This is a genomic window from Sorangium sp. So ce302 (assembly GCF_051530145.1).
Taxonomy (GTDB): Bacteria; Myxococcota_A; Polyangia; order Polyangiales; family Polyangiaceae; genus Sorangium; species Sorangium cellulosum_B.
Map to the genome: position 1 here is coordinate 7,963,402 of NZ_CP150326.1, position 21,285 is coordinate 7,984,686.

The window sequence follows — 21,285 nt, forward strand, 5'->3', positions numbered from 1 at the left end:
ACCGCGCTGTGCGGTTGCGCGCTTGATCCCATCGTCGAGCCTAGTCGGGTAGGCCGGGGTCGACTGCCCCCCGGCCCCCCACAGATCCGGACGTGCGGAATTCCCGCATCCGGCTCTTCGGGACACGGGTTTGCTACGACCGGGCAGGAGCGGGGTGCGTGATGCGCGGCTGCGGAAGGGGATACCTCTTCAGCAGCCGGTTCATCCGCTCCCAGGTCATCTTGGCGTTCTGCAAGCGGCGATCGAGCCACTTGCGCCACACCGCGACGACCTCCCAGGCGAAGCGACGGAGCGCCTCCGAGTTCCCGGTGATCCCGTAGTACTCGTAGTGACCCCGCAGCTTCATGGCCAAGCCCTCCTGCTGACTGCTCAGCTCATCATGCATGTCGCCCCTGCACCACTCCGCTACGCGCCGCAGCGCGCGGCTGAAGCGGTCCTTGGCGGTCCTGCGTTTGATTGCGTGCGCCGTGTTCCGATCCGCATCGAGCGCCTCGCGCAGCCGGAAGAGCGCGCGCGAGCAGCCCCGCTCCTTGTCGTCACCGACCGGGTGATGGGCCGATCGATGGGCGGCTGCAGGAGCCACCAGAAGTCGGCGTCGTCGACGGTCGCGAAGATCTTGATGACATCGACGGCCGAAGCGCGCCCGTAGCGCAGGACAGACTGGATTGCCAACCAGACATCCTTCCCGGCGTCCACGGGGGTGTTAAGGAACATGGCACGAAGGTCAAGCTGGGACGGAGGGGGAGCCAACGTCGGTTCGTCTCACGCCGGTCTTCGGTAACAGCCACGCGACGCCCGTACTCGTCGCGCACGAAGTTGCCCTGGGAGCCGACCAGGATGGCGCAGCGCTTCGCCTTTCATGAAGGCGCCCCCGGCGCCGGTGCCGGAGCCAACGGAGCTCGAGTTCGTCGACCTGGGTTTTCCGCCCTTCCGCGGCGGTCCGTTCCGCTACGTCGACGCCGTCGGCGCCGGAGAGGCCCTGAAGCGGATTCAGGGGTACGAGCAGCAACACGGCAAGCGCTGGACGCCGACGCCCGTGCTGGTCGAGATAGCGAACAGCGGGAAACGCTTCTACCCGTGAACCATCGGCGCGCGTCGGGTCGCTCCCCGCGGCCCGTCCGCCGCCGGCGAATCCGATCGTCTTAATCGGAACACCATTGCACGCAGCCTTTCATCCTCCGTCCTCCGCCGAGGCGAGCGCCGCGCGTGCCGCTCGTTATGCCCTAGACACGAGGCCCCGCGCACCGTTTCTCCGCAGAAACCTGGTCGATTGACGCTCGCCCGAGATCATCGTATCTCTACTAAATGGCAGCCGCGAGCATCCCGTTCTCTTCGGTCTCTGACACCAGCGGCGTCCTGCGCGGACGCGACATGCTGTGTTTCGCCCACGACTGGACAGGAGATCCGCTCTCCAAGACCCACCTCATGCGCGGGCTGTCGAAGGACAACCGCATCCTCTGGGTGAGCTCCATCGGATACCGCGCGCCCAAGGCCTCCGGCCGCGATTTCCGGCGCATCCTCGACAAGCTCAAGGCCTTCACCGAGCCGGTGCGCGAGGTCGAGCCGAACCTCTTCGTGCTCAACCCGCTCGCCATCCCGGCCTGGGGCAACCCGGCCATGCACGCGGTCAACCGGGAGCTGCTCAAGCTCCAGGTGCGGCGGGCGACGGATCGGCTCGGCCTCCGCAACGTGGTCAACTGGGTCTTCACGCCCACGGCCGCCGTCATCGCCGGCGCGCTCGGCGAGTCGTTCCTGATCTATTACTGCGTCGACGAGTTCACCGCCTTCCACGATGTCCCAGCCGAGCTGATGGATCTCGAGCGATCCCTCGTCGAGAAGGTCGACCTCTGCATCGTCTCCTCGGAGAAGCTGCTCCGCACCAAATCGCAGTACAACCCGCGCACGGCTCTGGTGCGCCACGGCGTGCAGTACGAGCACTTCCGCACGGCGCTCGCCCCCAAGACGAAGATCCCGGCGGACATCGCCGCCCTCCCCAAGCCGGTGATTGGCTATTTCGGCCTGATGGCCGACGAGTGGATCGACATCCCGCTCATGGAGGCGGTCGCCAGGCACTTCTCCGGCGGGTCGATGGTGCTGCTCGGCAAGGTGACGACCGACATCTCCCGCCTCACCGCGCTGCCCAACGTCCACGTCCTCGGCCGCAAACCCTTCTCGGAGCTGCCGGCCTACTGCAAGGGCTTCGACGTGGCCATCAACCCCTTCCCTATCAACGAGATGACGCTCAACGCCAACCCCCTCAAGGTCCGCGAGTACCTCGCCGCCGGCCTGCCGGTGGTCTCGACCCGGATCCCCGAGGTCGAGGTGGTGAAGGAGGCCCGCATCGGCGACACGACCGAGGCGTTCATCGAGCTGCTCGAGGAAGAGCTGAAGCTGCCCGGCCCGCGCCCGGAGCGGGGCGCGTCGATGCGATACGAGAGCTGGGAGGTGAGGATCGAAGAGGTGAGGCGGGCGGTGGCGGCGACCGGGAGATATTGAGTCTCCCGGCGGCGGGAGGCGGCCTCGCGCGCCGACGGCGACCCGCTCCCCGAGGCGCCCCCTCCCGCCGGCCCGAACCTAGTTCCGCCCGCCAGAGGTCCGGCCAGGGATCCGGCGAGAGATTTCAACGCAAAGTCGCAAGACGCAAAAATGAATAAATTCTGTTCATTTTTGCGGCTTTGCGCTCTTGGCGTCTTTGCGTCAAAATCTCTCTTCGTTCGCGAGACAGATCCCTGGCGGGATTTCTGACACGCAGAACTAGGGATCCCCTCGCGCCCGGCGGCGCGCGCCTTCTACGAGCGGATCGACCGCGTGATCCTCCCCTCGCTCGCCGCGCTGGGCGTTCCGGCGTACGAGGCGTGGGCGCTGCGCCTCGAGGTCCCCGCCCAGGCCGAGAATCGCTGAGACGTCACTCGCCATCTCACGCGCGAAACACCCGTGAGATGGGCTCGCCGATCAGCCCCGCGAGGAGCCGCTCTCCCTCCGGCCACGGCCCAAAGCCGGCGTCGACGTTGATGTGCCCACACGGCCCCGCATGGATCAGCTGGCTCCCCCAGGCGCGCGCGAAGGCTTCGGCTCGCTCCGGGGTGCAGTAGGGGTCGTCCGAGCTCGCGACGACCATCGACGAAAACGGGAGCCTGACGCTGGGCAACGGGTGGAACGTCGCCGCGTCGCGCGGATAGCTCGGCGATTCGGTGTCGGCCGGCGCGACGAGCAGCGCTGCGCGCACGGGTCGCGCGCCCAGCGACGCCCAGTGGACCACCGTGCTCACGCCGCAGCTGTGCGCGACCAGCACCGGGGGCTCGGCGCTGGCAGCGACCGCCCGGTCGAGCGCCTCGACCCAAGCGCGTCGGTCCGGGTGATCCCAGTCGGGCATCTCCACGCGGCGCGCGAAGCAGAGCCTCTCCTCCCAGAGCGTCTGCCAGTGGCGAGGCCCGGAGCCGCTGTAGCCAGGGACGATGAGCAGCGACAGCATCGTGAGAAGACCTCCCCGCGAAGGAAGAGGGTACAGAGGAAGCGGGTGAAAATCACCTCGTCACCACCCCGCAGACCCCAGAGCGAAGGCGACCCCCTCCGACGCGTGGACAAGCCATTGATATGGCTCGCTTTTCCAGCAGTGAGTCGGGACGGATAGAGAAAAATATACGATCGGCCGCGCGCGGGTCGCCCACGGGCGTCACGGCGCATGTCGTCGGCATCCCAGGCGCCGTCGAAGCGCTCGTGTCCTCGCGCGAAAAGAGGGAACCCTCTGTATCAGCGGCTGTACGGTGGGAGAGCTGCTCGACGATCCACACGCGCCTGTGGTCACACGAAACGCAGCCGCCGTCGCCCTCTACCGTTTCTGGCGGCGCGGCGCGCTCCGCCGCGCGCCGTGATGGGGCCGAGGTAGCCCAGGCGCGCCGGATTCATTCGATTTCCACGACCTGTGGCAGACGCTGTGCGCGCTTCTCTTCATCCTCCTGGCTCGCAAGGCGCAGTCACCACCGAGACCGCACCCCGCTGGCGGCGACGCGGCGATGCGGCGATGAAAGTGCCCTGCTACTCCCGCATGGGACTTCCATGTCCCTCGATTCCTGTGTAAATATGCCAGATGCTGTCGGCGCTGGATGTCGAATGGCCGCCGGCAGGATTCTCTTGGTTGCGAACAACGTGTGACCTTACCGTGAAAGGTGTTTCAATGAATCAAGGATCGTCTTCGAGACGTCTGTCCAGGAGCCGCGTCGGGAGCTCCCTGTCTGTCCTTCTCTGCGTGCCCGTGGTGGCGCTCGCGCTCGCCGGTTGCGGCGGCACGGAGCCCTCCTCTTCGTCCGAGTCCGACGACTCCACGCCGGACCGAGACGAAACCATGAGCTGGGAAGAGTTCCAGGCGAACGTTTACCGCGACCCGCAGCGCGGGGTCTACATCATCGACGACGAGCAGGGGCTCAACGACGCGGAGCTGCGTGTCGTCTACGAGCGCTATGTCAAGACCGGGGCGCTCGTCGTGAAGCCGCTCGGACGGCGCTGATCACGCCTCGCAGGGATACGATCGATAGCTCGCGCTGAGCGTCCCAATCGGATGCCTCACGCCGCGCCAGCCAGCGACAGGGCGAGCCAGTCGTCGAAGCGCGTCGGCATGACGCGCGCGCCGTCGCCCGGGGTGAGCGACCGATCGTCGATCCGGAGACCAAAATAGGGCGCTTCCGCGTCGGCGATCACCTCGCGGCGGTCCTTCTTCGCGCTCAGGTACTTGCCGACGAACTCGGCGAGCGGGCGCCTCTCGGGGCCGGCCACCTCGAGGATGCCGTTCACGGGCGCCCCGAGCGTGACGTCGGCCAGGGCCTCGGCGACGTCCTCGGACGCGATCGGCTGCAGGTGCGCCGACGAGAGGCGGACCCGCTCAGCGTCAGCGCTGGAGCGCGCGATGCCGTCCATGAACTCGAAGAACTGCGTGGCCCGCAGGAGGGTGTAGGGGATCCCGGAGGCCTCGATCAGCGCCTCCTGCGCCATCTTCGCGCGAAAATAGCCGCTGCCGAGCATTCGATCGGTGCCGACCACCGAGAGCGCCACATGATGTTTGACGCCCGCGGCGGCCTCGGCGGCGAGCAGGTTGCGGCCCGAGGTCTCGAAGAAGTCGAGGACCGCCTTGTCCTCGAACGACGGCGAGTTCGCCACATCGACAACGACCTCGGCTCCTGCGAGCGCTCCGGCGAGCCCCTCGCCCGTGAGGCTGTTGACGCCCGTGGAAGGCGACGCCGCGACGACCTCATGGCCCTGCTGGCGGAGCCTGCGCACGAGCTTCGTCCCGATCAGCCCGGTCCCACCGATAACCACGATCTTCATGTCTTTCTCCCTTGTCGATCACGCGAGCGACCGGCGCCTTGCTCCTGTGACCCCGCGCTCGCCGTCAATGACGAAGCGGGTATAGCTCGTGTGACATGGGGCGAAGGAAAAATGACAGCCGCGCCGCCTCGCTTGGAGACCCCGCGCGACGACCCCGATCAGAACGGCGTGTCGCCTTCGTCCGGAACGATGATCGACTTCAGCGCCCCGTCCTGGCAATCCGCCTGCAGGCGGAAGCCCTTCTCGGCTTCGGACAGGTCGAACCGGTGCGTGACGATGGACTCGACGTCCACCGCCCCCTCGGCGACCAGGCGGATCGCCCGCGGGTACACGTGCCCCATGCGCCGGGAGAACTTGATCTTCAGCCCCTTGCGGCGGCACAGCGCCGCCGGCAGCGAATAGCGATCGCCCTCGGGGATGCCCGCCAGCAGGATCCTCCCGCCGATGCGCGCGGCCTCGGCCGCGTGGTGGAAGCCCTCGGGCGAGTTCGTCGCCTCGATCACGAGATCGACGCCGCGGCCGCCCGTCCACTCCGCGATGGCCGCGAACGTCGGCGCAGCGTCGTGCGCGCCCAGCCGGCGCGCGGCCTCGGCCCGGTAGGCGACAGGGTCGATCGCGAAGACGCGCTCGACGCCGGCCAGGCGCGCGAGCTGGACCAGGCACAGGGCGATCGGCCCGCACCCCAGCACCGCCACCGTCTCCTGCAGGTGGGGCCGCGCCAGGTCCATTGCGTGGATCGCGACGCCCAGCGGCTCCAGCATCACGGCCTTTCGCACCGAGAAGCCGCTGGGGACCGGCACCAGCTGCTCGGGGCGCACCGCCAGCCGCTCCGCCATGCCGCCGTGGAGCGGCGGCGCGCCAAGGAACTCCACGTGCGGGCACAGGTTCACGTGGCCGCGATGGCACCACTCGCAGCGGCCGCAGGCGTGCGCGGGGTCGACGGCGACCAGCTGCCCCCTCGACAGGCCCAGCGCCGGGTGGTCGTCGACGACCCAGCCGGCGAACTCGTGCCCTGGCACGAAGGGGTCCCGGACCTGCGCCGCGCCGATCCCGCCCTCCAGGTAATAGTGCAGATCGCTGCCGCAGATCCCGCAGCCCGCGACCCGGATCGTCGCCATGCCCTCGCGAGGCCGCGGAGGTTCGACCTCGCCGAGCCGGACATCGCGGATGCCGTGAATGAAGGTTGCGCGCACCGTTCCAGTCTCCCTTTCAAGGCTCCGCCGGCTCCCCGGCGGCACCGCGCTCGACGATTGTGCCGGCGCGATTCCGTACTGTAGTCTGCGCCCGTGATCGCTTGTCAATCCTGTGTTCCGGGTCGCTGACGGCGCCATGCAGGCCGACCTCGTCCTCGGCATCGACCTGAGCACCACCGCCGCCAAGGCGGCGGCCTTCGACGTCCAGGGGCGCTCGCACGCCGCCGGCCGCGCGCCGCTCTCGCTGGCCCGGCCGGCTCCTGAGCGATTCGAGCAGGATCCCCGGGACTGGTGGGCCGCCCTGTGCCGCGCGGTCACCGGCGTCACCGCCGCGGTGGACCCGGGCCGCATCGCTGGCCTCGCGATCGCGCACCAGCGCGAGACCTTCGCCTGCCTCGGTCCCGACGGCGAGCCGCTCCGCCCCGCCATGCTCTGGCTGGACGGCCGCGCGCGCGGGCACCTCGGCGCCGTGATCGACCGCATCGGGCGAGACCGCCTGCGGGCGCTGTCCGGCAAGGCCGCGGACTTCGGCCCGGCGCTGCCCAAGATCGCCTGGCTGGCCAGCGAGGAGCCGGACACCCACCGCCGCACGGCCCTCTTCTGCGACGTGCAGGCGTACCTCGTGCAGGCGCTGACCGGGCGCGCCCGCACCAGCTGGGCGAGCGCCGACCCGCTCGCGCTCTTCGACATCGGCGCGCGCCGCTGGTCCGAGGAGCTCTGCGCCGCCGCCGGCATCACGCCCGACCGGCTGCCGGAGGCGCTCCCTCCCGGCGCGCCGCTCGGCGCGGTGTCGGCGGCCGCCGCGGCGGCCACCGGCCTGCGCGAGGGCACGCCGGTGCTGGCCGGCGGCGGCGACGGCCAGATGGCCGGGCTCGGCGTCGACGCCCTGGACCCGCGGCGCGCCTACCTGAACCTCGGCACGGCGGTGGTCTTCGGCGTCTTTTCCCCCGAGCCGCGGCAGGACCCGGCGTGGCGGACCATGACGAGCGCCTCCGGCCGCGGCTACGTGCTGGAGAGCAGCCTGCGCAGCGGTGCGCTGCTCTCGGACTGGTACCTGCGCCGCCAGCTGGGCGTCGATCCGCGCGACGGGGCCGCGATGGCCGCGCTCGAGGCCGAGGCGGCTTCGCTGCCGCCCGGCAGCGGCGGCCTGCTGCTCTTGCCCTACTGGGAGGGCGCCATGAACCCCCACTGGGATCCCGACGCCCGCGGCGCGATCCTGGGCCTCACGGACGCGCACGGGCGCGGCCACGTCTACCGCGCCCTGATCGAGGGCGTCGCGCTCGAGCAGGCCCTGGTGCTGGACCTGATGCGCGGCGCGGCGGGGATCGAGGTCGCGGAGTTCGCCGCGGTCGGCGGCGTGGCCGCGAGCGACCTCTGGTGCGCCGTGATGGCCGATGCGACGGGCGTCGCCATCGAGCGGTCCGAGACGGTCGAGGCGGCGTGCCTGGGCGCCGCCATGTGCGCGGCCGCCGGCGCCGGGCTGGCCGGGAGCATCGAGGCGGCCGCGAGGGCGATGCGCGGGACCGCCACGGCGACGTTCCATCCCGACGCCGCGCGCCGGGGGCGCTACGCGGCGTTGCTGGGGATCTACCGCGACATGTATCCGCAGCTCTCGGGGCTGCTGCGCCGCCTCTCGGCCTTCACGAGGGAGTAAGTGCGCCCGCTCGCCACGGGGCGCGATCCGCGGCGGCAGACCTGCGCTCCTCAAGGAGGCGCCGCTACCAACGCCCGCGAGCTGGACAGCCCGTCGTTGGCCGGTATCGCTCAGCTCAGACCGTCGAGTACCTCGGCAAGCGACACGGCGATGATGGCCCGCTCATGCCATCGCTCCAAAGTCTCCGGATCCTTCTCGGCCAGGATGCGCTCGCGCGCCACGTCCGGCACGGCGATGCCACGAACCCTGAGCGCGGTCAGCACGGCACGCGCCGCCTCCTCGGCGCGCCCCTCTTTCCGCTCCTCGGCCCGAAGCTTCCGCTCGTATTCCTCGAACCACGCCCGGATCTCTGCGCTCACATCGTCCTCCTCGTCCGTCGTCGGCTCATGGCTTGCGAACCGGAAGTGTACCAGCAGCGGCGTGGCGACGCTCTTCTCCCAGGCACCGTCCGGCAGGGCCGCCAGATCCGCCAGCGCCTCACGAAAGCGGCGGCCTGACCCGAGCAGCCGCAGCAGCAGCGTGGCACGCGTCCGGGGCAGCTCCGCGAGCACCACCACGCGCATCACCAGGCCCGGCACGGCCTGGTAGACGCCAGCCTGCGCCGGCTTGAACCCGTAAGCGTCGAGCACCGTCTCAGGACGCCCCCGGCTGATGACGACCAGCGCAGGAAAGTCCACCGCCGGCTGCGAGGGCGCCTCGGTGTCCTCGTCCGGCGCGACGGAGCCAGCTGCAGCGCGGGCGCGACGTTCGAGTTCGTGGTGCCATGTCAGCTGCTTGCGCAAGCACCGCCGGACCAGGCGAAGGCTAGGTGTGCCGTGGAACGGTTCGAACAGGCTCGGCCCGTCGAGAGCTCGCCGAGCAGTCCCATCCTGGCACGCTCCGCCTCCCGAGCTGGATCCGGCACGCAGTAGACGTCGATCTTCTGGGTAGCCGCCAGCACCTCGACCTCGGTTTGCACCGCCGATACGAGGCTCAGCCCATCGCGCAGCAAGTTCTTGGAGAACTGGTCGGAGCGGTTGTGCATCGGCGCGCGACCCTATAACCCATGATCGCGGCGCGGACCATCATCCATCGACCCGGAGAGTCGAATCGTAGAATCGGCAGATTCGACGCGGCATTCGAGTGATGCCCGTAATGCCGCATGAACCGACCTGCACTTACCGACGCGTCGAACCAATCGTATAAGAATCTGCAGCGCGAGGGCGCTCTCAGCAGCGCGCCTGCCTCACGTCTCCTCAGTGCGCTGTCGGATCGCTGACACGCCCCGCGAAGAGGAGCGCCCCCGTCGGCAGATCGCTGATGAAGAAGAAGAACGGCCGGTCCAGCACGATCTCCGCGGGCTCGGGGAAGAGGCCCGAGCCCGTGGCGCCGATGAGGACCGCCGTCGCCGCCGCGGCCTCGGTCCCGGCCTCGTCCACGTCGATGACCGCCTTGTGGATGACGTCCTGGATGAAGAGATCTTCGTCCGGTTCGACCGGGAGCAGCCCCGAGAAGTCGGCGCCGGGGCCGAAGGCGGCCCCCATGCCGAGCTCCGTCAGCGCGTTCTTGAGAGAGGCCGAGGTGCCGAACGAGAACTTCGGCATCGTGATGTCGACCGACCGCGACTGCGTCGAGGCGATGATCGTCTCGAGCACCGCGCCGTCGAGGGACTCCGCCAGCGCGTCCGCGTTCCCCTCGGCGGGCAGGACGAGGAACATCGAGACAGGGGTGCCCGCATAAGGGATCTCCACCGCTTCCCAGCCGTCGCCGGCGCCGTAGCGCGTCTCCTGTGTGCCGTGCATCATCTGGGCGGTGACGCTCGTGCCGTCGCCGCGCTGGAACTCCCCGGCCTTCGTCGCGTCCTCTTTGAACGGCGTGTGCCACGCGGCGTCGAAGTAGATGGCGTTGGTGAGCACGACGAGCGTCTCCGGGTTCACGTTCTTCTTGAGGAGCTCCGGAATCATGCCCTCCGTCTGGTCCTTCACCCACGCGTTGATGAGGCGCTCGGCCTCGTCCGGCGCGGAGGCGAAGTCGGCGAGCCGCACGCGCGCCCCGTAGTTCTCGCCGAGCACCGTCAAGAACGGCTGCTCGAGCGGGAGGTCGAGCTGCGACCAGATCGCGTTGGCCGTGTGGAGCCGGAAGCCGCCTCCCTCGACGTTGCTGGAGCCCTCGGCGCGCTTGTGGAGCTCGAGATCCACGTAGTTGAACGCCGGGTGCAGCCGCTCCTGCGGGAGCTCGAACCGCATCGCCTCGGCCATCGCCTTCTCCGTCGTGGTCCGCGCGCCCGCGTACGTCATGGCGAGCGCCGTCGAGATGCTGTAAGGCGAATAGACGAGGTTCCCGTTCGCGCTGGGGAGCACGCGGCCGAGGTCGAGCGCGAAGCTCGCGTTGTTGCGCGTCAGCAACACCTGATCCTCCTCCGAGACGACCGGGCTCTCGATCCGCGCCGCGTCCGACGGCAGCACGCAGCCCGCCTTCTTCTCGAAGCACTCGACGGCCCCGCCGCCCCCTCCCTGGCCCGAGCCGCCCTCTCCCTGGTCCGGGCCACCGCCGCCGGTGCCGCCTCCATCGTTCGAGCTGCACCCCGCGAGAGCCGACATGAGCACGGTCGCCAAGACAATTGATGTTCTCATGATGCCAGGGTTTTGCAGCCTGCGTGCCAGAGCGCTTTTGCGCCGCAAATCGCATGTTTGTCCCGGGGAGACGAGCGCTGCCAGCAAGCCTGGAGCAGATTGTGCCAAGATGAGCCGCGCGCGGTGCTCACGAGTGAGCCGGGAGGCGCCGTTGATGGCGCAACCGATGGCTCGGCGGGGTCGATGTGCCTGTGCCTCCTTGCCAGACACCGTGGTGTGCTGGGAAGGTCGTGCAGCAGGAGCGGGTTGCGCCGAGGTGCGCCACGGACCATCCTTCGGGCCGACGCGCGAGGCACATGAAGATGGACGAGGGCGCAGGAGAACCGACAGGCACGCGCTCAGCGCGGATCGATCGCGGCGACGTGTTCTGGATAGGGCCCGATGACTCGCGGGGGCCTGTCCCGAGCTACTCCCATCCCCATGTGGTGGTCCAGGACGACGTCTTCAACCACTCGCGCATCACGACCGTGGTCGTGTGCGCGCTGACGTCGAACTTGCACCGGGCGAACGAGCCTGGGAACATCCTGCTCGATGTGGGCGAGGGGAACCTTCCCAGGCAGAGCGTCGTGGTCGTGTCGCAGATCTCCTCGGTCGAGAAGGCCCGCCTGGGCGAGCGGATCGGGTCGCTGTCCGACGCACGGGTGGAGCAGATCCTGGCCGGCCTGCGCTTCCAGCAGGCGTCGTTCTTCAGGCGGTAGCGAGGGGGTGCACCTCGTGGGGCAGGTCAACTTCACCGCGGCTGTGGCGTTGTGCGAGCGCGGCTTCTGGGGAGAAGGATGAATGGCTCACCGCGGTGACCCGGAGGACGCTTTCAGGACGAGGCTTGCCCAGGATCGGGCGCGCATCGAGGCGGCGATCGAGCGGCTTTCGGGGGAAAAGCCGAAGCCTGAGCGGTTCCTGATCGCGCTGGCCGAGGCGTGGGGCCGCCCGGTTCACTATCGGAGTTGTTTCGGTAGGTGGCTGCCGCCTGTCGCCCCGACCGAGCGTGGCGTGAAGAGCGTGGCGCGCTGGGTGGCTGCGTCCAATCCTAACGTCCAGCGAGCCGCCCTCTCCGCCCTCGAGAAGGCTGGGGCGGCTGCGCAGCCTGTTCTGGGTACGGTGGCCGATGCCCTGACGAGCAAGGGGCCCGTCGTGCGGCTCGCCGCAGCCCGCGTGCTCGCGCGCGCTGCGCCGTGTCCCGAGCAGGCTCCGGCGCTCCGTCGTGCGCTCTCCGACGAGCTGTTCACCGTGCGCTGGCTGGCGGTGGAGGCGCTCGCGCGCAGCGGCGACGAACACCCGCTGGCGCCCGTCCTTGCGGCGTCGCGTCCACGGCTCGACGCCTGGCTCGCTGCCTATCGGCTCGATGGCTGGCTGCGCGCGGTCGCCGCCCTTGGCCGGGATGCGTCCGCGCTGCTGCCCGAGCTGAACGAGCTCCTGGACCGGACCTCCGGGCCCAGCCGGAGCGACACGTCGTGGCACGAATCGAGATTCACGATCGAGCGGCTCGTAGGGGAGCTTCGTGCGAACCAGGGTAACCCCTGAACGGGTCCATTCACGCACACGCGAGGCCATGCCAGCGCCTCCGTCCATGGACAACATGCCATGATCCGACGACCGAGCGCCTGTCTGCGGACCGCCGTGCTCGCGCTCTCCGCTGCCGGCTGCGGAGGCGTGGGGGGCACCGCCGCCAGCATGCCCTGCCCACCCCCCACGCCGCCTCCGGCGGCCTCGTCGGTCGATTCCGCCGGCAAGCCTGGCCGCACGAAGCTCAGCGTTGCCCTCATCCCGTGGATTCCAGACGCCGCCGGCGATGACTTCGCGTCCCTGCGAACGATGATCGAGGACGGGTTCGAATCGCAGCATGTTGCGATCGATCTCGAGCTGCGCCTCGTCAAGTCCGATGACAGCTACCACAATCCGACGCGCCTCGCCGGATGGCTCGCGTCCGGTCGCCACGATCTCGTCGAGATCGACACCGTGGTGCTGGGCGATCTGATCGACGCCGGCGTCCTCGAGCCGTGGCCTTCCGTGCCGGAGCGCGACTACCTTGCCGCAGCCAGGTCAGCCAGCGCCGAGATCGACCGAAGTGGCAAGTCCGTCTGGTGGGGTGTACCCCATCTCAGCTGCGGGTTCTTCCTGGTCACGAGATCCGAGAAGCTCGACGCCGCTTCCAGCATCGCCGGCCTCGTGAAGGCCGCGCGCGAGAGCGGGAAGCCCCTCCTCGGGAATTTCGCGAGCAGCTGGGATCTACCCGCCCTCTACCTGGACGCACGCGTCGACAACGGGCTCGATGCCACGGACCCGCTGACCCTGAGCAACGCCGTGAAGCCACCCCTTCACGGTGGCAGCACAGCGGCGCTCAAGCAGCTTGCCGAGCTCTGTCGACAGGGTGACAGGAACCCTTGCATCGACGGCACGTACGACGAGACACTGGAGGGTCCGGTCGAGGAGTTCGTGAAGGGCAACGCGATCGGGTACTGGGGATACAGCGAGCGCCTGCATCGGACCGTCACGCTCATGAAGGCGCAGGGCGTGCCCGTCGAGGGACTGCGTGTGTCGACGATCCCGCTCGGCACCAGCGCCACGCCCCTCCTGTTCACCGACGCCTTCGTGCGGCGAAAGGGATGCTCCGGCGACCCGGCCTGCAATGCCGCGGCCGCCGCGTGGGCGGAGTTCATCACCCGCGACGACGTGATGCGCGATGTGCTCATCTCCAGGGATGCCGGGCCGACCGCGGTGCCGCGCTACCTGTTGCCGGCCACGAGCTCGGCGTTCCAGGCCGAGCCGATAGCCAGGGACGCCCTCTACGCGGAGCTTCGTCCTCTGGCCCAGTCCGGGAGATCGTTTCCGTCGCACGCGTCGATGTACGAGCGGCGGAGCGCGCTCGCGCACCTGCTCGAGACCCAGCTCGCGGCGCGCTGAGAGCCATGTCGCTCGACAGGCTGGTCGGCTCGCAGCGGGCCGAATTGATTGCATTGACAACCAAATCCCTTGCGGTAGGATCGGCCATCATGCGCGACCAGTTCACGGCCGACGGGGGGATCGTCCTCGACAACGCGCTCGGCTTCTGGGTGGCGCGCGTCTACCTCGCCTCCCGCGCCGCGATGTACCGGCGCTTCCGCGCGCACGGCGTCGAGATCACGCCCGAGCAATGGATGGTCCTCGTCCGCCTGTGGGAGCAGGAGGGCGTCACGCAGACGCACCTGGCCGAGCGCACCTTCCGGGACGTGCCCACGATGAGCCGGATCCTCGCGCTCATGGAGCGCGACGGGCTTGTCGAGCGCCGGCTCGATCCGACGGACCGGCGCGCGCGGCTCGTCTACCTCACCGCGCGCGGGCGAGCGCTGCGCAAGGCCCTGTCGGGCGAGGCCAAGGCCCTCGTGGACGAGGGGCGCGCCGGCATCCCGGAGGACGATCTCCTCACGACCCGGCGCACGCTGCAGCGCATCCTCGCGAACCTCGAGCCCGAGGGCTGAAGGTAGCCCCGCCCTCCACGCCGCCTTCTTCCTCATCAATTAATTGCATAGACAACCAATTCAGGAGAGACCCGCATGAGCCAGACCGCTGCTTCCCCTCACTTTCCTGCGCACACGCTCGACACGGCGCCCGCGGCGGCCCGCCCCGCGCTGGAGCGGGCTTCGCGGAAGTTCGGTTTCCTGCCGCTGCCCTTGGCGCGCTTCGCGACCTCGCCGCTCCTTGTGCGCGCCTTCGATGAGCTCCTCGCGGTCTTCGAGGGGGCGACGCTCTCGCCGGTGGAGCGCGAGGTCGTGGTGATGGTCGTCGCCGGCGAGAACGGCTGCGATCTCTGCCGCACGATGCACCGCGGGTTGCTCCTCCGCGCGGGGGCTTCCCCCGAGGTCGCCGCGGCGCTGTTCGAGCGAAGGCCGGCGCCCGACGCGCGCCTCCAGGCGCTCGCGGCGTTCACCGAGGCGACGCTGCGCGAGCGGGGTCAGGTGCCGGACGCCGATCTCGACGCCTTCCTCGGCGCGGGCTTCACCGCCGAGCAGGCCCTCGAGGTGATCGTCGGTATCGGCACCTACACGCTGTCGACGTTCGCGAACCGGATGACCCGCTCCCACGCGCTGCGCTGATCGCGACAGAAGCGCGGGGCTCGAGAGCGGAAGCGCTGCGGTGATCTCGCGTTGGTCTCCTTGACAAGGCGGGGGAAGCGTCAGGTACGCTGGCTCTCCACGACAGAGGGATTCGAGGTAACAGGTGTATGACTGCGCAAATCGGTGACGACGTCGCCTATGCGGGCGCTGACTGGAGCCTGGCGGGCGTGAACGGCGGCGAGCTGTTCGACCCGGCGAGCTACGGACTTCGTGTTCGCCCGGCGAGCACTGCGTGCTGGCGTGGCTTCGTTTGTCGCTATGAGCTTCGCGACAACGCCCTGTACCTCGACGGCCTGGACGTCGCGCTCGAAGGCGAAGCTCCTCCCCTGTTGGACAGGATGCCACAGGAGCCGAAGACGCCCTTGGGATTCACGGCCGCCTACGAAGGCGTCGGGCTCCACGTCCCCTTCAGCGGTGGCCTGCTTCTCGCGCGCGATTTCTTGCTCGATCTGTATGTTCACATGGGCTTCCACCCGGCGTGGAAATACGCCCACGTCCTCGAGGTGGAGCTCGAGGCGGGACGCATCTCGCGCGTCACCGACTGCTCGAAGCCGATGGCCGACATCCGCAGCCGCATCGCGGGCACGGATGAGCCAGGCCCGGGGAGCTCCCACGAGGACATCGAGGCGTGGGTCGAGCGTGCCTTTTCCCGCAAGTACTGACGCGGCCCAATCCGCGGCTGCTACCGGCCGCGCTACGCGCGGCGGCAGGGCCGCAGGCCGTTGGGCGGGCGCGTGCAGGCCTTGACTCCCCTCGGTGGGATGGCGGTGACGCGCTCGCGTCAGCGACGAAAGCCCGCTACGCCGCCGCGGCGAGCCACTTCTCCCAGGCCGCGTAATCGCGCTCCGGGAAATCTTTCCCGCTCACCTTTTTCAGGATCAGGTACGCGAAGTCGTGGTTGTTCGGCTGCTCGAGCTTGAGCAGCTTGAGGAGCGTCGGCCCCGCCTCCTTGATGACCTGTGCATGAAGCTTCGTGCCCTCCGGCCGGTCGATGAGGCCCCACGTCACGGCGGCCGCCTTGTTTCGGTCCGTCGTCGTCGGGCCGTCCAGGGCCTTGAGGAACGGCGCCAGCGGGACGGGCACGTCGTGGTGGAACATGGCGACGTGCGCGACCACGCGCATGGCATTGTTCCGCACGAGGGCGTCGGGATCGTTCAGCATGGGCAGCATCAGCGAGACGAGCTTCTCGCCATCCTTGATGTGCGCGAGCAGAAACGCCGCCGCGCCCCGGTCTTCCGGGTCCTTGTCCGCCTCGAGGATGCGGATGAGCTTGTCCTCGTTCGGCGGAACGTCGTTCACGAATCTCTCGCCGTACGGGCGCAGCTTGTCGTGCTCGTAGCCGCCCAGGCAATGAAACGCGGGGCACGCGGCGCGCTCAGGGCCGATCGCCTTCTCATACATCATGCGGAAGTACGTCTCCTGGTAGTCCTTCCACGCCGCGAGCAGGCCCGCCGGATCCTCGAAATCGCCCTTGGGCTGCGGGCCGAAGGTGAGGCGCTTCTTCAAATCCCTGCGCTCCACCACGTCGACGGTGACATAGGCCTTCAGGGCCTCGCCCCTGCCGTAATAGATGATGGGTGAGAGCTCGATCCAACCGATCGCCTTGTGCTCGGCGAGGATCACCTCGACCATCTCCTTTGCGAGGGCCTTCCTCTCCGCCTCGTCCTCCGTGCCGAAGAAGCGCTGAAGCACGTCGCCGAAGCGCGTCTTCACCCAGGCGCCGTCGAACCGGTCGGTGCCGTAGACGTCGACCCCCTTCAGCACGGCCAGCGGGGCCGCCGGCGGAGCGGCGGGCGCGGCCGAAGCGGCAGGGGTCGCCGAGGTGGGCGGCGAGGCGGCCGCCGCAGGCGGAGGAGGCGGCGGAGCGGGCGCTACCTCCGACGCCGCGGAACCGTCGCAGGCAGGGAGGGCGAACGCCATCATGAGGAGCGCGATGGGCGAGGGCGGCATGGAGCCATGCATGCGGTGCTGGCGCGCAGTCGGCAAGCGCTGCCCGACACGACTCGGCAGGGCTGATTTCGCTCCGGCTGGCCTCGCTCAGGCCGCCCACCCTGCCTGGGTCACTCCCGCAGCTTCTGCCCGCGCCCGGTCTTCGCCTGCAGCTCGTCGATGCGCTTCGAGGCCTCCGCCTTGGTCAGGTTCGCCTCGAAGTCCACGCCCGCCTCCTGGGAGAGCGTCTGGAGATACGAGGCCTGCGCTCCTGTCATCGGCTCGTCGCCCGTCTTCCACTGCTCGGGGTCCTTGCGCGTGTTCTCGACGCCGGCAGCCCCCTCCGCGCCGCCGGAGACGCCCACGGCGTCCCGCAAGTCGTCGATCTTCTCGGACGCCTCCGCCTTGGTCAGGTCGTCGGGGACCTCTTCGCCGTGCTGCTCTGCGAGCGTGTGCAGGTACGACGCCTGCGCGCCCGTCATCCGCTCGTCGCCCGTCTTCCAGTCGCGCGGATCCTTCTGGACGTTCGAGGGCCGCTGTTCGCCTGCTTGCCCCGCGGCCCTGGGATCGGCCGTCTGCTGGTCTCTTTTCGTGCTCATCTCCGGTTTCCTAATCCCGGGAGCGCGCGTGGCAAGCCCGCGAGGACGCCGCGCGATTCGTCGTCACGTCCCGCAGAACGAGCGCTTCAGCCTGCGGGAGCCGGGCGGGTCGAACGGATCGCGCGCGCCGTGAACGACGATCGTCGCGCCCCGAGCCAGGCTGAGGTAGCACTTCTCGAACACCACGTCTTCGCGGCGCGGGGGTGAGGAGGGATCGATGTCGAAAATCGCACTCGTTACAGGCGCGAACCAGGGCCTCGGTTATGCGATGGTGGCCCGTCTGTGCCAGGAGTTGCCGCCGGGCAGCACCGTGTACCTGGGGGCGCGGGATCCGGAGCGCGGCGAGGCGGCCGTGGCGCGCCTGCGCGAGCAAGGCCTGCAGCCGTCGCTGGCCCGGCTGGACGTGACCGACGACGCCAGCGTCCAGGCCCTGGCGGAGACGGTGGCGCGCCGTCACGGCGGGATAGATATCGTGCTCTCGAACGCGGCCGCGCGCATCGTGAAGGACGTGCCGCAGGCGGTCCAGGTCCGCACCTTCATCGACACGAACAACCACGGCACCTACCGGATGATCGGCGCCTTCGGGCACCTGCTGCGCGACGGCGGGCGGTTCCTCGTGGTCGCGAGCTCCTTCGGCTCCCTGGGTAAGCTGGATTCTCGGCTGCACCACCGCTTCGACCCCGCCACGCGATCGCTCGAGGACATCGAGCGCGTCATGGACGAGTACGTCGAGCTGGTCGAGCGCGGCGAAGCAGAGGCCCACCACTGGCCGGCGTGGATCAATATCCCGTCCAAGGTCGCGCAGGTCGCCTCGATGAAGATCTATGCGCGCCAGCGGCAGGACGAGGCCGCGCAGCGCGGGCTCACCATCGCCGCGCTCTGCCCAGGGCTCGTGGACACCGACGCGTCGCGCCCGTGGTTCGACGACATGTCGTCGGCGCAGTCGCCAGCGGATGCCGCAAAGAACGTCCTCTGGATCTGCACGCAACCCGCCGAGTCGACGCGCGCAGTTCATGGTGAGCTCGTGCAGCACCGACGGATAATTCCCTGGTTATGAGGCGACAGCGCTCCATCCTGGACCGGCGCTGCGCTCCATTCCGGATCGGCGCTGCGCTCCATTCCGGATCGGGCCCTCGCCTATCGCGGGTCGCCGGCGCGCGGCGCGGCCCCGTGACGCCTCCTTCGCCGTGGCTCCTGCCTGGCCCGCTTCCTGCGAAAGCCGTTCTCGCGAGGTAGAGGTCATGACGCACATCGAGCAACGCAGGGTCATCATCCATGAGGGCAGCGTGCCGGGCGGCGCCGCGGCGGTCCTCCACGCGGACGATCACGGGACCGGGGCGGCCGGTCTCGGGCGGTACGATCAGGGCTGGCGCGCCGGCAAGCCGGCCGAAGATCCAGAGAAGCTCAAGAGATGGGGCCGTGTCAGCGCGAAGCCGAGCGAGTACCTGATTCACATGCGGCGGGGTAGCCTCCGGCCCACCTCCGGTCAGGGCGCCTCGTGCTTCAAGCTCCCGGGCGACAGCGTCGCCATCGTGCCGACCACGGTCCAGAAGCTCCAGTTCACGGCCGACCAGGTCACCCTCGAGAAGGTCGGCGTGGAGATCACGGGGCTCGCCGTCTACCGCATCGCGGAGCCGCTCATCGCGTTCCGGATGCTGAACTTCTCGTTCCCGGAGCGCGCGCAGGAGAAGCTCGAGGCGCTCCTCGTGGACATGTTTGCCGGCGCCGCGCGCCGGCTGGTCGCGAACCTCTCCGTCGAGGAATGCCTGACGCGGCGGAAGGAAGGGCTCGCCAGCGAGCTGATACGAGAGATCGTGCCCGTCGTCTCCGGGCGCGGCAGCGCCGAGGACGCCACCGACAAGGGGTGGGGCGTCCTCATCGATACCATCGAGATCCAGGACGTGCGCATCCTCTCTCCGGCGGTGTTCGGCAACCTGCAGGCGCACTATCGCCAGGAGCAGGAGCGGAAGGCCAGGGAGGCGTCGCTGCTCACCGAGCGCGCGGTCCGGCAGGGCGAGGCCGAGGCGCAGCGCGCGATCGAGCTGACCAGGCTCTCCGCCGAGGTCGAGCTGCGCACGCGACGCCAGGAGACCAGCGAGAAGGCCCGGCTCGAGGAGCTCGCCTCCGAGGCGCGGCTGAAGGAGACGCGGCTGGCCCACGAGCAGCAGATCGCGGCGGTCACGCTGAGGGCCGAGATCGAGAAGACGACGCTCGAGGCGGAGGCGGAGGCGGCGCGCCACGCGGCGAAGATGGCCGCGAGCGCCCATGAGATCGACCTGCTCCGGCAGCGCGCGGCGATCGCGGGCGCGCGCCGGCTCGTGGCCGAGGCCGAGCTCGCCATCGCCGAGATCGAGGCGAAAAAGGCGCGCCTCACGCAGGAGATCGAGATCGACCGCGCGCGGGCGCTCCGGGAGATCGAGAACACCGTGTCGCCGGAGGTCATCCGGTTGACGGTCGCGCAGCAGATGCCGGCGCTCGCCGCCGCGTTCCAGCAGCGGATGGGAGAGGTGCACATCACGGCCGTCGATGGGGCGAACCCGTTCGGATACATCACGGCGGCCGTGGAGGGGGTGATGGGGCTGGCTCGCGCGGCAGGGCTCGAGGTGCCGTCGGCGCGCGCGCAGAAGGCGGAGCTGACCGAGGAGAGCGGGCTGGACAGCAGCCGGCGTTGAGCTCGTCCGCGCCGTCGTCCGGCGTTGGAGCCCACGCGATCACGCGTTGGTCTCCTTGACAAGGCGGGGTAACCGTCAGCTACGCTACCTTTCCACGATGAGCGGAGGCGGCCCTCCAGACAAGAAACGGCGGATCCCGAGAGGAGCTGCGCACAATCATGGGTGAGACGATGCTGACGTTCCTGGGGTCGCAGATTTTCCGCATACCATTTCTCATCGCCTACATCACAGCGATCGCCATTGCGTTCTCTCGTTATCCAACGCAAGGCAAGCCGGCTCTCCTCGCGGGCTGCGGCTTCTTCTTGTTTTTCATGGGCTGGCTCATCAACGCCGTGCACATGTACTGGCAAATATCCATTTATCGGGACGGCGGCGCAATGCAAGAGCTGGTCCGTATTGCCTCCCTGACCGGCATCGCTTCTCACCTCCTGGAGCTGGTCGGGCTCGTCCTCGTGATGCTCGCATTGTTCGGCACCAGAAACAGCCCCGTAGGAGGTACCGAGTCAATCGACGCGCTAAACACGCGCGCCTGAACGAGCCGCTGGACAGGTACGGCATCGGGCTGCTGTAGTTGCCAGCCTGAAAGACAGCAGGACCTACCGATGATGACCCCCCACGGCCCGTCGCAATCAGCAGGCGGAATGAGCAAGACCGCCGTCGCTTTCCTGTTCCTGTTCATCGGTCTCGCGGCGGGGTTCTTCGCCGGAATCGGAGCGACGAAGGCCGGCGCTGCGTTCCTCGAGGATCTCGCGTCCAGCGAGGCGCCTGCCGATCTGGCGCACGCCCAGAGCTACGTGCGGCCCGGCTTTTCCTTCAAATACCCAGGAAACTGGAGCGTCGAGGCGGACCCGCCGGACAATGATCCCGATCACCACGTGAACGTGGAGAGCCCCGGCTCGTGCATGACGATGATCTTCGTCCTTGACGTGCCAACCGATCCCGCAGCCAACGTTCAAGCGCAGATTGACGGGTTCGTCCCCAAGTTGCTCTCTGCGCCTGCACGCACACCGTTTACCACGTGGGGCAAGTACGCCGGACAAGGCATGCTCCTGAAAGGGAAGTTGCTCGGCGTGAGCGCGGGCTCGGTTCGCGTGTTTTCTCACGCGGACGACAAACGTTCGTTCATCGCGGTGGAGCAATGCTATAACGACGACATGAAGGACGCGAAGCCTGGCCTTGAGCTGGTGGAGTCATCCTTCGACTTTTCACCTTGAGC

General features: G+C 68.9%; 25 protein-coding genes and 1 pseudogene. 15 read left to right on the forward strand and 11 right to left on the reverse strand.

Features of this window, described 5'->3' with window-relative positions; all coding sequences use genetic code 11:
* Nucleotides 1-133: 133 nt before the first annotated feature.
* A complete protein-coding gene (locus WME73_RS30005; protein WP_437911767.1) occupies nucleotides 134-346 on the reverse strand; it encodes a hypothetical protein in 213 nt (70 codons plus the stop codon).
* Between the two features lie 114 nt (nucleotides 347-460).
* On the opposite strand from WME73_RS30005, the gene WME73_RS30010 reads away from it, so the two are divergent.
* The 3 genes from WME73_RS30010 to WME73_RS30020 all read left to right on the forward strand — a co-directional run bounded on the left by WME73_RS30010 (nucleotide 461) and on the right by WME73_RS30020 (nucleotide 2,496).
* On the forward strand, nucleotides 461-649 hold the full coding sequence (locus tag WME73_RS30010) for a hypothetical protein (RefSeq protein ID WP_437911768.1): 189 nt from the start codon (nucleotides 461-463) through the stop codon (nucleotides 647-649).
* Nucleotides 650-859: 210 nt separating this feature from the next.
* Nucleotides 860-1,081 (forward strand): hypothetical protein, encoded by a 222-nt coding sequence (locus WME73_RS30015; protein ID WP_437911769.1) that lies wholly within the window; start codon nucleotides 860-862, stop codon nucleotides 1,079-1,081.
* A gap of 290 nt (nucleotides 1,082-1,371) precedes the next feature.
* Complete coding sequence (locus tag WME73_RS30020; RefSeq protein WP_437911770.1) at nucleotides 1,372-2,496, forward strand: glycosyltransferase; 1,125 nt, start codon at nucleotides 1,372-1,374, stop codon at nucleotides 2,494-2,496.
* Nucleotides 2,497-2,917: 421 nt separating this feature from the next.
* Here WME73_RS30020 and WME73_RS30025 read toward each other — a convergent pair whose 3' ends face one another.
* A complete protein-coding gene (locus WME73_RS30025; RefSeq protein ID WP_437911771.1) occupies nucleotides 2,918-3,472 on the reverse strand; it encodes an RBBP9/YdeN family alpha/beta hydrolase in 555 nt (184 codons plus the stop codon).
* 870 nt (nucleotides 3,473-4,342) lie between these two features.
* Between WME73_RS30025 and WME73_RS30030 the strand changes: the two genes are divergently transcribed.
* A complete protein-coding gene (locus WME73_RS30030) occupies nucleotides 4,343-4,504 on the forward strand; it encodes a hypothetical protein (protein ID WP_437739825.1) in 162 nt (53 codons plus the stop codon).
* 56 nt (nucleotides 4,505-4,560) lie between these two features.
* Here the strand turns inward: WME73_RS30030 and WME73_RS30035 are convergent, their stop codons facing one another.
* Nucleotides 4,561-5,319, reverse strand: a complete 759-nt coding sequence (locus WME73_RS30035; protein WP_437850396.1) for an SDR family oxidoreductase — start codon at nucleotides 5,317-5,319, stop codon at nucleotides 4,561-4,563.
* Nucleotides 5,320-5,477: 158 nt separating this feature from the next.
* Nucleotides 5,478-6,512, reverse strand: a complete 1,035-nt coding sequence (locus tag WME73_RS30040; RefSeq protein WP_437911772.1) for a zinc-dependent alcohol dehydrogenase — start codon at nucleotides 6,510-6,512, stop codon at nucleotides 5,478-5,480.
* 136 nt (nucleotides 6,513-6,648) lie between these two features.
* Here WME73_RS30040 and WME73_RS30045 point away from each other — a divergent pair, with 136 nt between their 5' ends.
* Nucleotides 6,649-8,166: a xylulokinase gene (locus WME73_RS30045; RefSeq protein WP_437911773.1), complete on the forward strand. Its 1,518-nt coding sequence runs from the start codon at nucleotides 6,649-6,651 to the stop codon at nucleotides 8,164-8,166.
* A 110-nt stretch (nucleotides 8,167-8,276) separates the two neighbouring features.
* Here WME73_RS30045 and WME73_RS30050 read toward each other — a convergent pair whose 3' ends face one another.
* The 3 genes from WME73_RS30050 to WME73_RS30060 all read right to left on the reverse strand — a co-directional run bounded on the left by WME73_RS30050 (nucleotide 8,277) and on the right by WME73_RS30060 (nucleotide 10,778).
* Nucleotides 8,277-8,948 (reverse strand): hypothetical protein, encoded by a 672-nt coding sequence (locus WME73_RS30050; protein ID WP_437911774.1) that lies wholly within the window; start codon nucleotides 8,946-8,948, stop codon nucleotides 8,277-8,279.
* The gene (locus WME73_RS30055; protein ID WP_437911775.1) at nucleotides 8,933-9,190 is read right to left on the reverse strand and encodes a hypothetical protein; all 258 of its coding nucleotides are present in this window, start codon (nucleotides 9,188-9,190) and stop codon (nucleotides 8,933-8,935) included. The genes WME73_RS30050 and WME73_RS30055 overlap by 16 nt, the downstream gene beginning before the upstream one ends.
* Nucleotides 9,191-9,401: 211 nt before the next feature.
* Nucleotides 9,402-10,778: a serpin family protein gene (locus tag WME73_RS30060; protein WP_437911776.1), complete on the reverse strand. Its 1,377-nt coding sequence runs from the start codon at nucleotides 10,776-10,778 to the stop codon at nucleotides 9,402-9,404.
* 302 nt (nucleotides 10,779-11,080) lie between these two features.
* On the opposite strand from WME73_RS30060, the gene WME73_RS30065 reads away from it, so the two are divergent.
* The 6 genes from WME73_RS30065 (at nucleotide 11,081) to WME73_RS30090 (ending at nucleotide 15,531) form a co-directional block, all read left to right on the forward strand.
* Nucleotides 11,081-11,476, forward strand: coding sequence for a type II toxin-antitoxin system PemK/MazF family toxin (locus WME73_RS30065; protein ID WP_437748047.1), 396 nt, complete (start codon nucleotides 11,081-11,083; stop codon nucleotides 11,474-11,476).
* 82 nt (nucleotides 11,477-11,558) lie between these two features.
* Nucleotides 11,559-12,299 (forward strand): HEAT repeat domain-containing protein, encoded by a 741-nt coding sequence (locus WME73_RS30070; protein WP_437911777.1) that lies wholly within the window; start codon nucleotides 11,559-11,561, stop codon nucleotides 12,297-12,299.
* Between the two features lie 60 nt (nucleotides 12,300-12,359).
* Nucleotides 12,360-13,679, forward strand: a complete 1,320-nt coding sequence (locus tag WME73_RS30075) for a hypothetical protein (RefSeq protein ID WP_437911778.1) — start codon at nucleotides 12,360-12,362, stop codon at nucleotides 13,677-13,679.
* 89 nt (nucleotides 13,680-13,768) lie between these two features.
* A complete protein-coding gene (locus WME73_RS30080) occupies nucleotides 13,769-14,233 on the forward strand; it encodes a MarR family winged helix-turn-helix transcriptional regulator (RefSeq protein WP_437739832.1) in 465 nt (154 codons plus the stop codon).
* Nucleotides 14,234-14,308: 75 nt separating this feature from the next.
* On the forward strand, nucleotides 14,309-14,848 hold the full coding sequence (locus tag WME73_RS30085; protein ID WP_437739833.1) for a carboxymuconolactone decarboxylase family protein: 540 nt from the start codon (nucleotides 14,309-14,311) through the stop codon (nucleotides 14,846-14,848).
* A 128-nt stretch (nucleotides 14,849-14,976) separates the two neighbouring features.
* Nucleotides 14,977-15,531 (forward strand): hypothetical protein, encoded by a 555-nt coding sequence (locus WME73_RS30090; RefSeq protein WP_437739834.1) that lies wholly within the window; start codon nucleotides 14,977-14,979, stop codon nucleotides 15,529-15,531.
* 136 nt (nucleotides 15,532-15,667) lie between these two features.
* Here the strand turns inward: WME73_RS30090 and WME73_RS30095 are convergent, their stop codons facing one another.
* From WME73_RS30095 to WME73_RS30110, 4 genes and pseudogenes are all read right to left on the reverse strand, one after another.
* Nucleotides 15,668-16,819 (reverse strand): HEAT repeat domain-containing protein, encoded by a 1,152-nt coding sequence (locus tag WME73_RS30095; protein WP_437739835.1) that lies wholly within the window; start codon nucleotides 16,817-16,819, stop codon nucleotides 15,668-15,670.
* 110 nt (nucleotides 16,820-16,929) lie between these two features.
* Nucleotides 16,930-17,175: a DUF3072 domain-containing protein gene (locus WME73_RS30100; protein ID WP_437748048.1), complete on the reverse strand. Its 246-nt coding sequence runs from the start codon at nucleotides 17,173-17,175 to the stop codon at nucleotides 16,930-16,932.
* A pseudogene (locus tag WME73_RS30105) lies at nucleotides 17,170-17,397 on the reverse strand (DUF3072 domain-containing protein); the annotation flags it as partial. The gene WME73_RS30100 and the pseudogene WME73_RS30105, both read right to left, overlap by 6 nt.
* 63 nt (nucleotides 17,398-17,460) lie before the next feature.
* Nucleotides 17,461-17,583: a hypothetical protein gene (locus tag WME73_RS30110; RefSeq protein ID WP_437739836.1), complete on the reverse strand. Its 123-nt coding sequence runs from the start codon at nucleotides 17,581-17,583 to the stop codon at nucleotides 17,461-17,463.
* A 31-nt stretch (nucleotides 17,584-17,614) separates the two neighbouring features.
* On the opposite strand from WME73_RS30110, the gene WME73_RS30115 reads away from it, so the two are divergent.
* From WME73_RS30115 to WME73_RS30130, 4 genes are all read left to right on the forward strand, one after another.
* Complete coding sequence (locus WME73_RS30115; protein ID WP_437911779.1) at nucleotides 17,615-18,454, forward strand: SDR family NAD(P)-dependent oxidoreductase; 840 nt, start codon at nucleotides 17,615-17,617, stop codon at nucleotides 18,452-18,454.
* Between the two features lie 184 nt (nucleotides 18,455-18,638).
* On the forward strand, nucleotides 18,639-20,069 hold the full coding sequence (locus WME73_RS30120; protein ID WP_437911780.1) for an SPFH domain-containing protein: 1,431 nt from the start codon (nucleotides 18,639-18,641) through the stop codon (nucleotides 20,067-20,069).
* A 158-nt stretch (nucleotides 20,070-20,227) separates the two neighbouring features.
* Complete coding sequence (locus WME73_RS30125) at nucleotides 20,228-20,602, forward strand: hypothetical protein (protein WP_437911781.1); 375 nt, start codon at nucleotides 20,228-20,230, stop codon at nucleotides 20,600-20,602.
* A 108-nt stretch (nucleotides 20,603-20,710) separates the two neighbouring features.
* Nucleotides 20,711-21,283: a hypothetical protein gene (locus WME73_RS30130; protein WP_437911782.1), complete on the forward strand. Its 573-nt coding sequence runs from the start codon at nucleotides 20,711-20,713 to the stop codon at nucleotides 21,281-21,283.
* Nucleotides 21,284-21,285 lie beyond the last annotated feature (2 nt).

Excerpts from the sequence above, each read along its gene's own strand:
- WME73_RS30005 (WP_437911767.1), bottom strand. The coding sequence starts at position 346 with ATGAAGCTGCGGGGTCACTACGAGTACTACGGGATCACCGGGAACTCG.
- WME73_RS30015 (WP_437911769.1), top strand. The coding sequence starts at position 860 with ATGAAGGCGCCCCCGGCGCCGGTGCCGGAGCCAACGGAGCTCGAGTTC.
- WME73_RS30020 (WP_437911770.1), top strand. The coding sequence starts at position 1,372 with ATGCTGTGTTTCGCCCACGACTGGACAGGAGATCCGCTCTCCAAGACC.
- WME73_RS30025 (WP_437911771.1), bottom strand. The coding sequence starts at position 3,472 with ATGCTGTCGCTGCTCATCGTCCCTGGCTACAGCGGCTCCGGGCCTCGC.
- WME73_RS30030 (WP_437739825.1), top strand. The coding sequence starts at position 4,343 with ATGAGCTGGGAAGAGTTCCAGGCGAACGTTTACCGCGACCCGCAGCGC.
- WME73_RS30035 (WP_437850396.1), bottom strand. The coding sequence starts at position 5,319 with ATGAAGATCGTGGTTATCGGTGGGACCGGGCTGATCGGGACGAAGCTC.
- WME73_RS30045 (WP_437911773.1), top strand. The coding sequence starts at position 6,649 with ATGCAGGCCGACCTCGTCCTCGGCATCGACCTGAGCACCACCGCCGCC.
- WME73_RS30055 (WP_437911775.1), bottom strand. The coding sequence starts at position 9,190 with ATGCACAACCGCTCCGACCAGTTCTCCAAGAACTTGCTGCGCGATGGG.
- WME73_RS30060 (WP_437911776.1), bottom strand. The coding sequence starts at position 10,778 with ATGAGAACATCAATTGTCTTGGCGACCGTGCTCATGTCGGCTCTCGCG.
- WME73_RS30065 (WP_437748047.1), top strand. The coding sequence starts at position 11,081 with ATGGACGAGGGCGCAGGAGAACCGACAGGCACGCGCTCAGCGCGGATC.
- WME73_RS30070 (WP_437911777.1), top strand. The coding sequence starts at position 11,559 with ATGGCTCACCGCGGTGACCCGGAGGACGCTTTCAGGACGAGGCTTGCC.
- WME73_RS30075 (WP_437911778.1), top strand. The coding sequence starts at position 12,360 with ATGATCCGACGACCGAGCGCCTGTCTGCGGACCGCCGTGCTCGCGCTC.
- WME73_RS30080 (WP_437739832.1), top strand. The coding sequence starts at position 13,769 with ATGCGCGACCAGTTCACGGCCGACGGGGGGATCGTCCTCGACAACGCG.
- WME73_RS30085 (WP_437739833.1), top strand. The coding sequence starts at position 14,309 with ATGAGCCAGACCGCTGCTTCCCCTCACTTTCCTGCGCACACGCTCGAC.
- WME73_RS30090 (WP_437739834.1), top strand. The coding sequence starts at position 14,977 with ATGACTGCGCAAATCGGTGACGACGTCGCCTATGCGGGCGCTGACTGG.
- WME73_RS30095 (WP_437739835.1), bottom strand. The coding sequence starts at position 16,819 with ATGCCGCCCTCGCCCATCGCGCTCCTCATGATGGCGTTCGCCCTCCCT.
- WME73_RS30115 (WP_437911779.1), top strand. The coding sequence starts at position 17,615 with ATGTCGAAAATCGCACTCGTTACAGGCGCGAACCAGGGCCTCGGTTAT.
- WME73_RS30120 (WP_437911780.1), top strand. The coding sequence starts at position 18,639 with ATGACGCACATCGAGCAACGCAGGGTCATCATCCATGAGGGCAGCGTG.
- WME73_RS30125 (WP_437911781.1), top strand. The coding sequence starts at position 20,228 with ATGGGTGAGACGATGCTGACGTTCCTGGGGTCGCAGATTTTCCGCATA.
- WME73_RS30130 (WP_437911782.1), top strand. The coding sequence starts at position 20,711 with ATGAGCAAGACCGCCGTCGCTTTCCTGTTCCTGTTCATCGGTCTCGCG.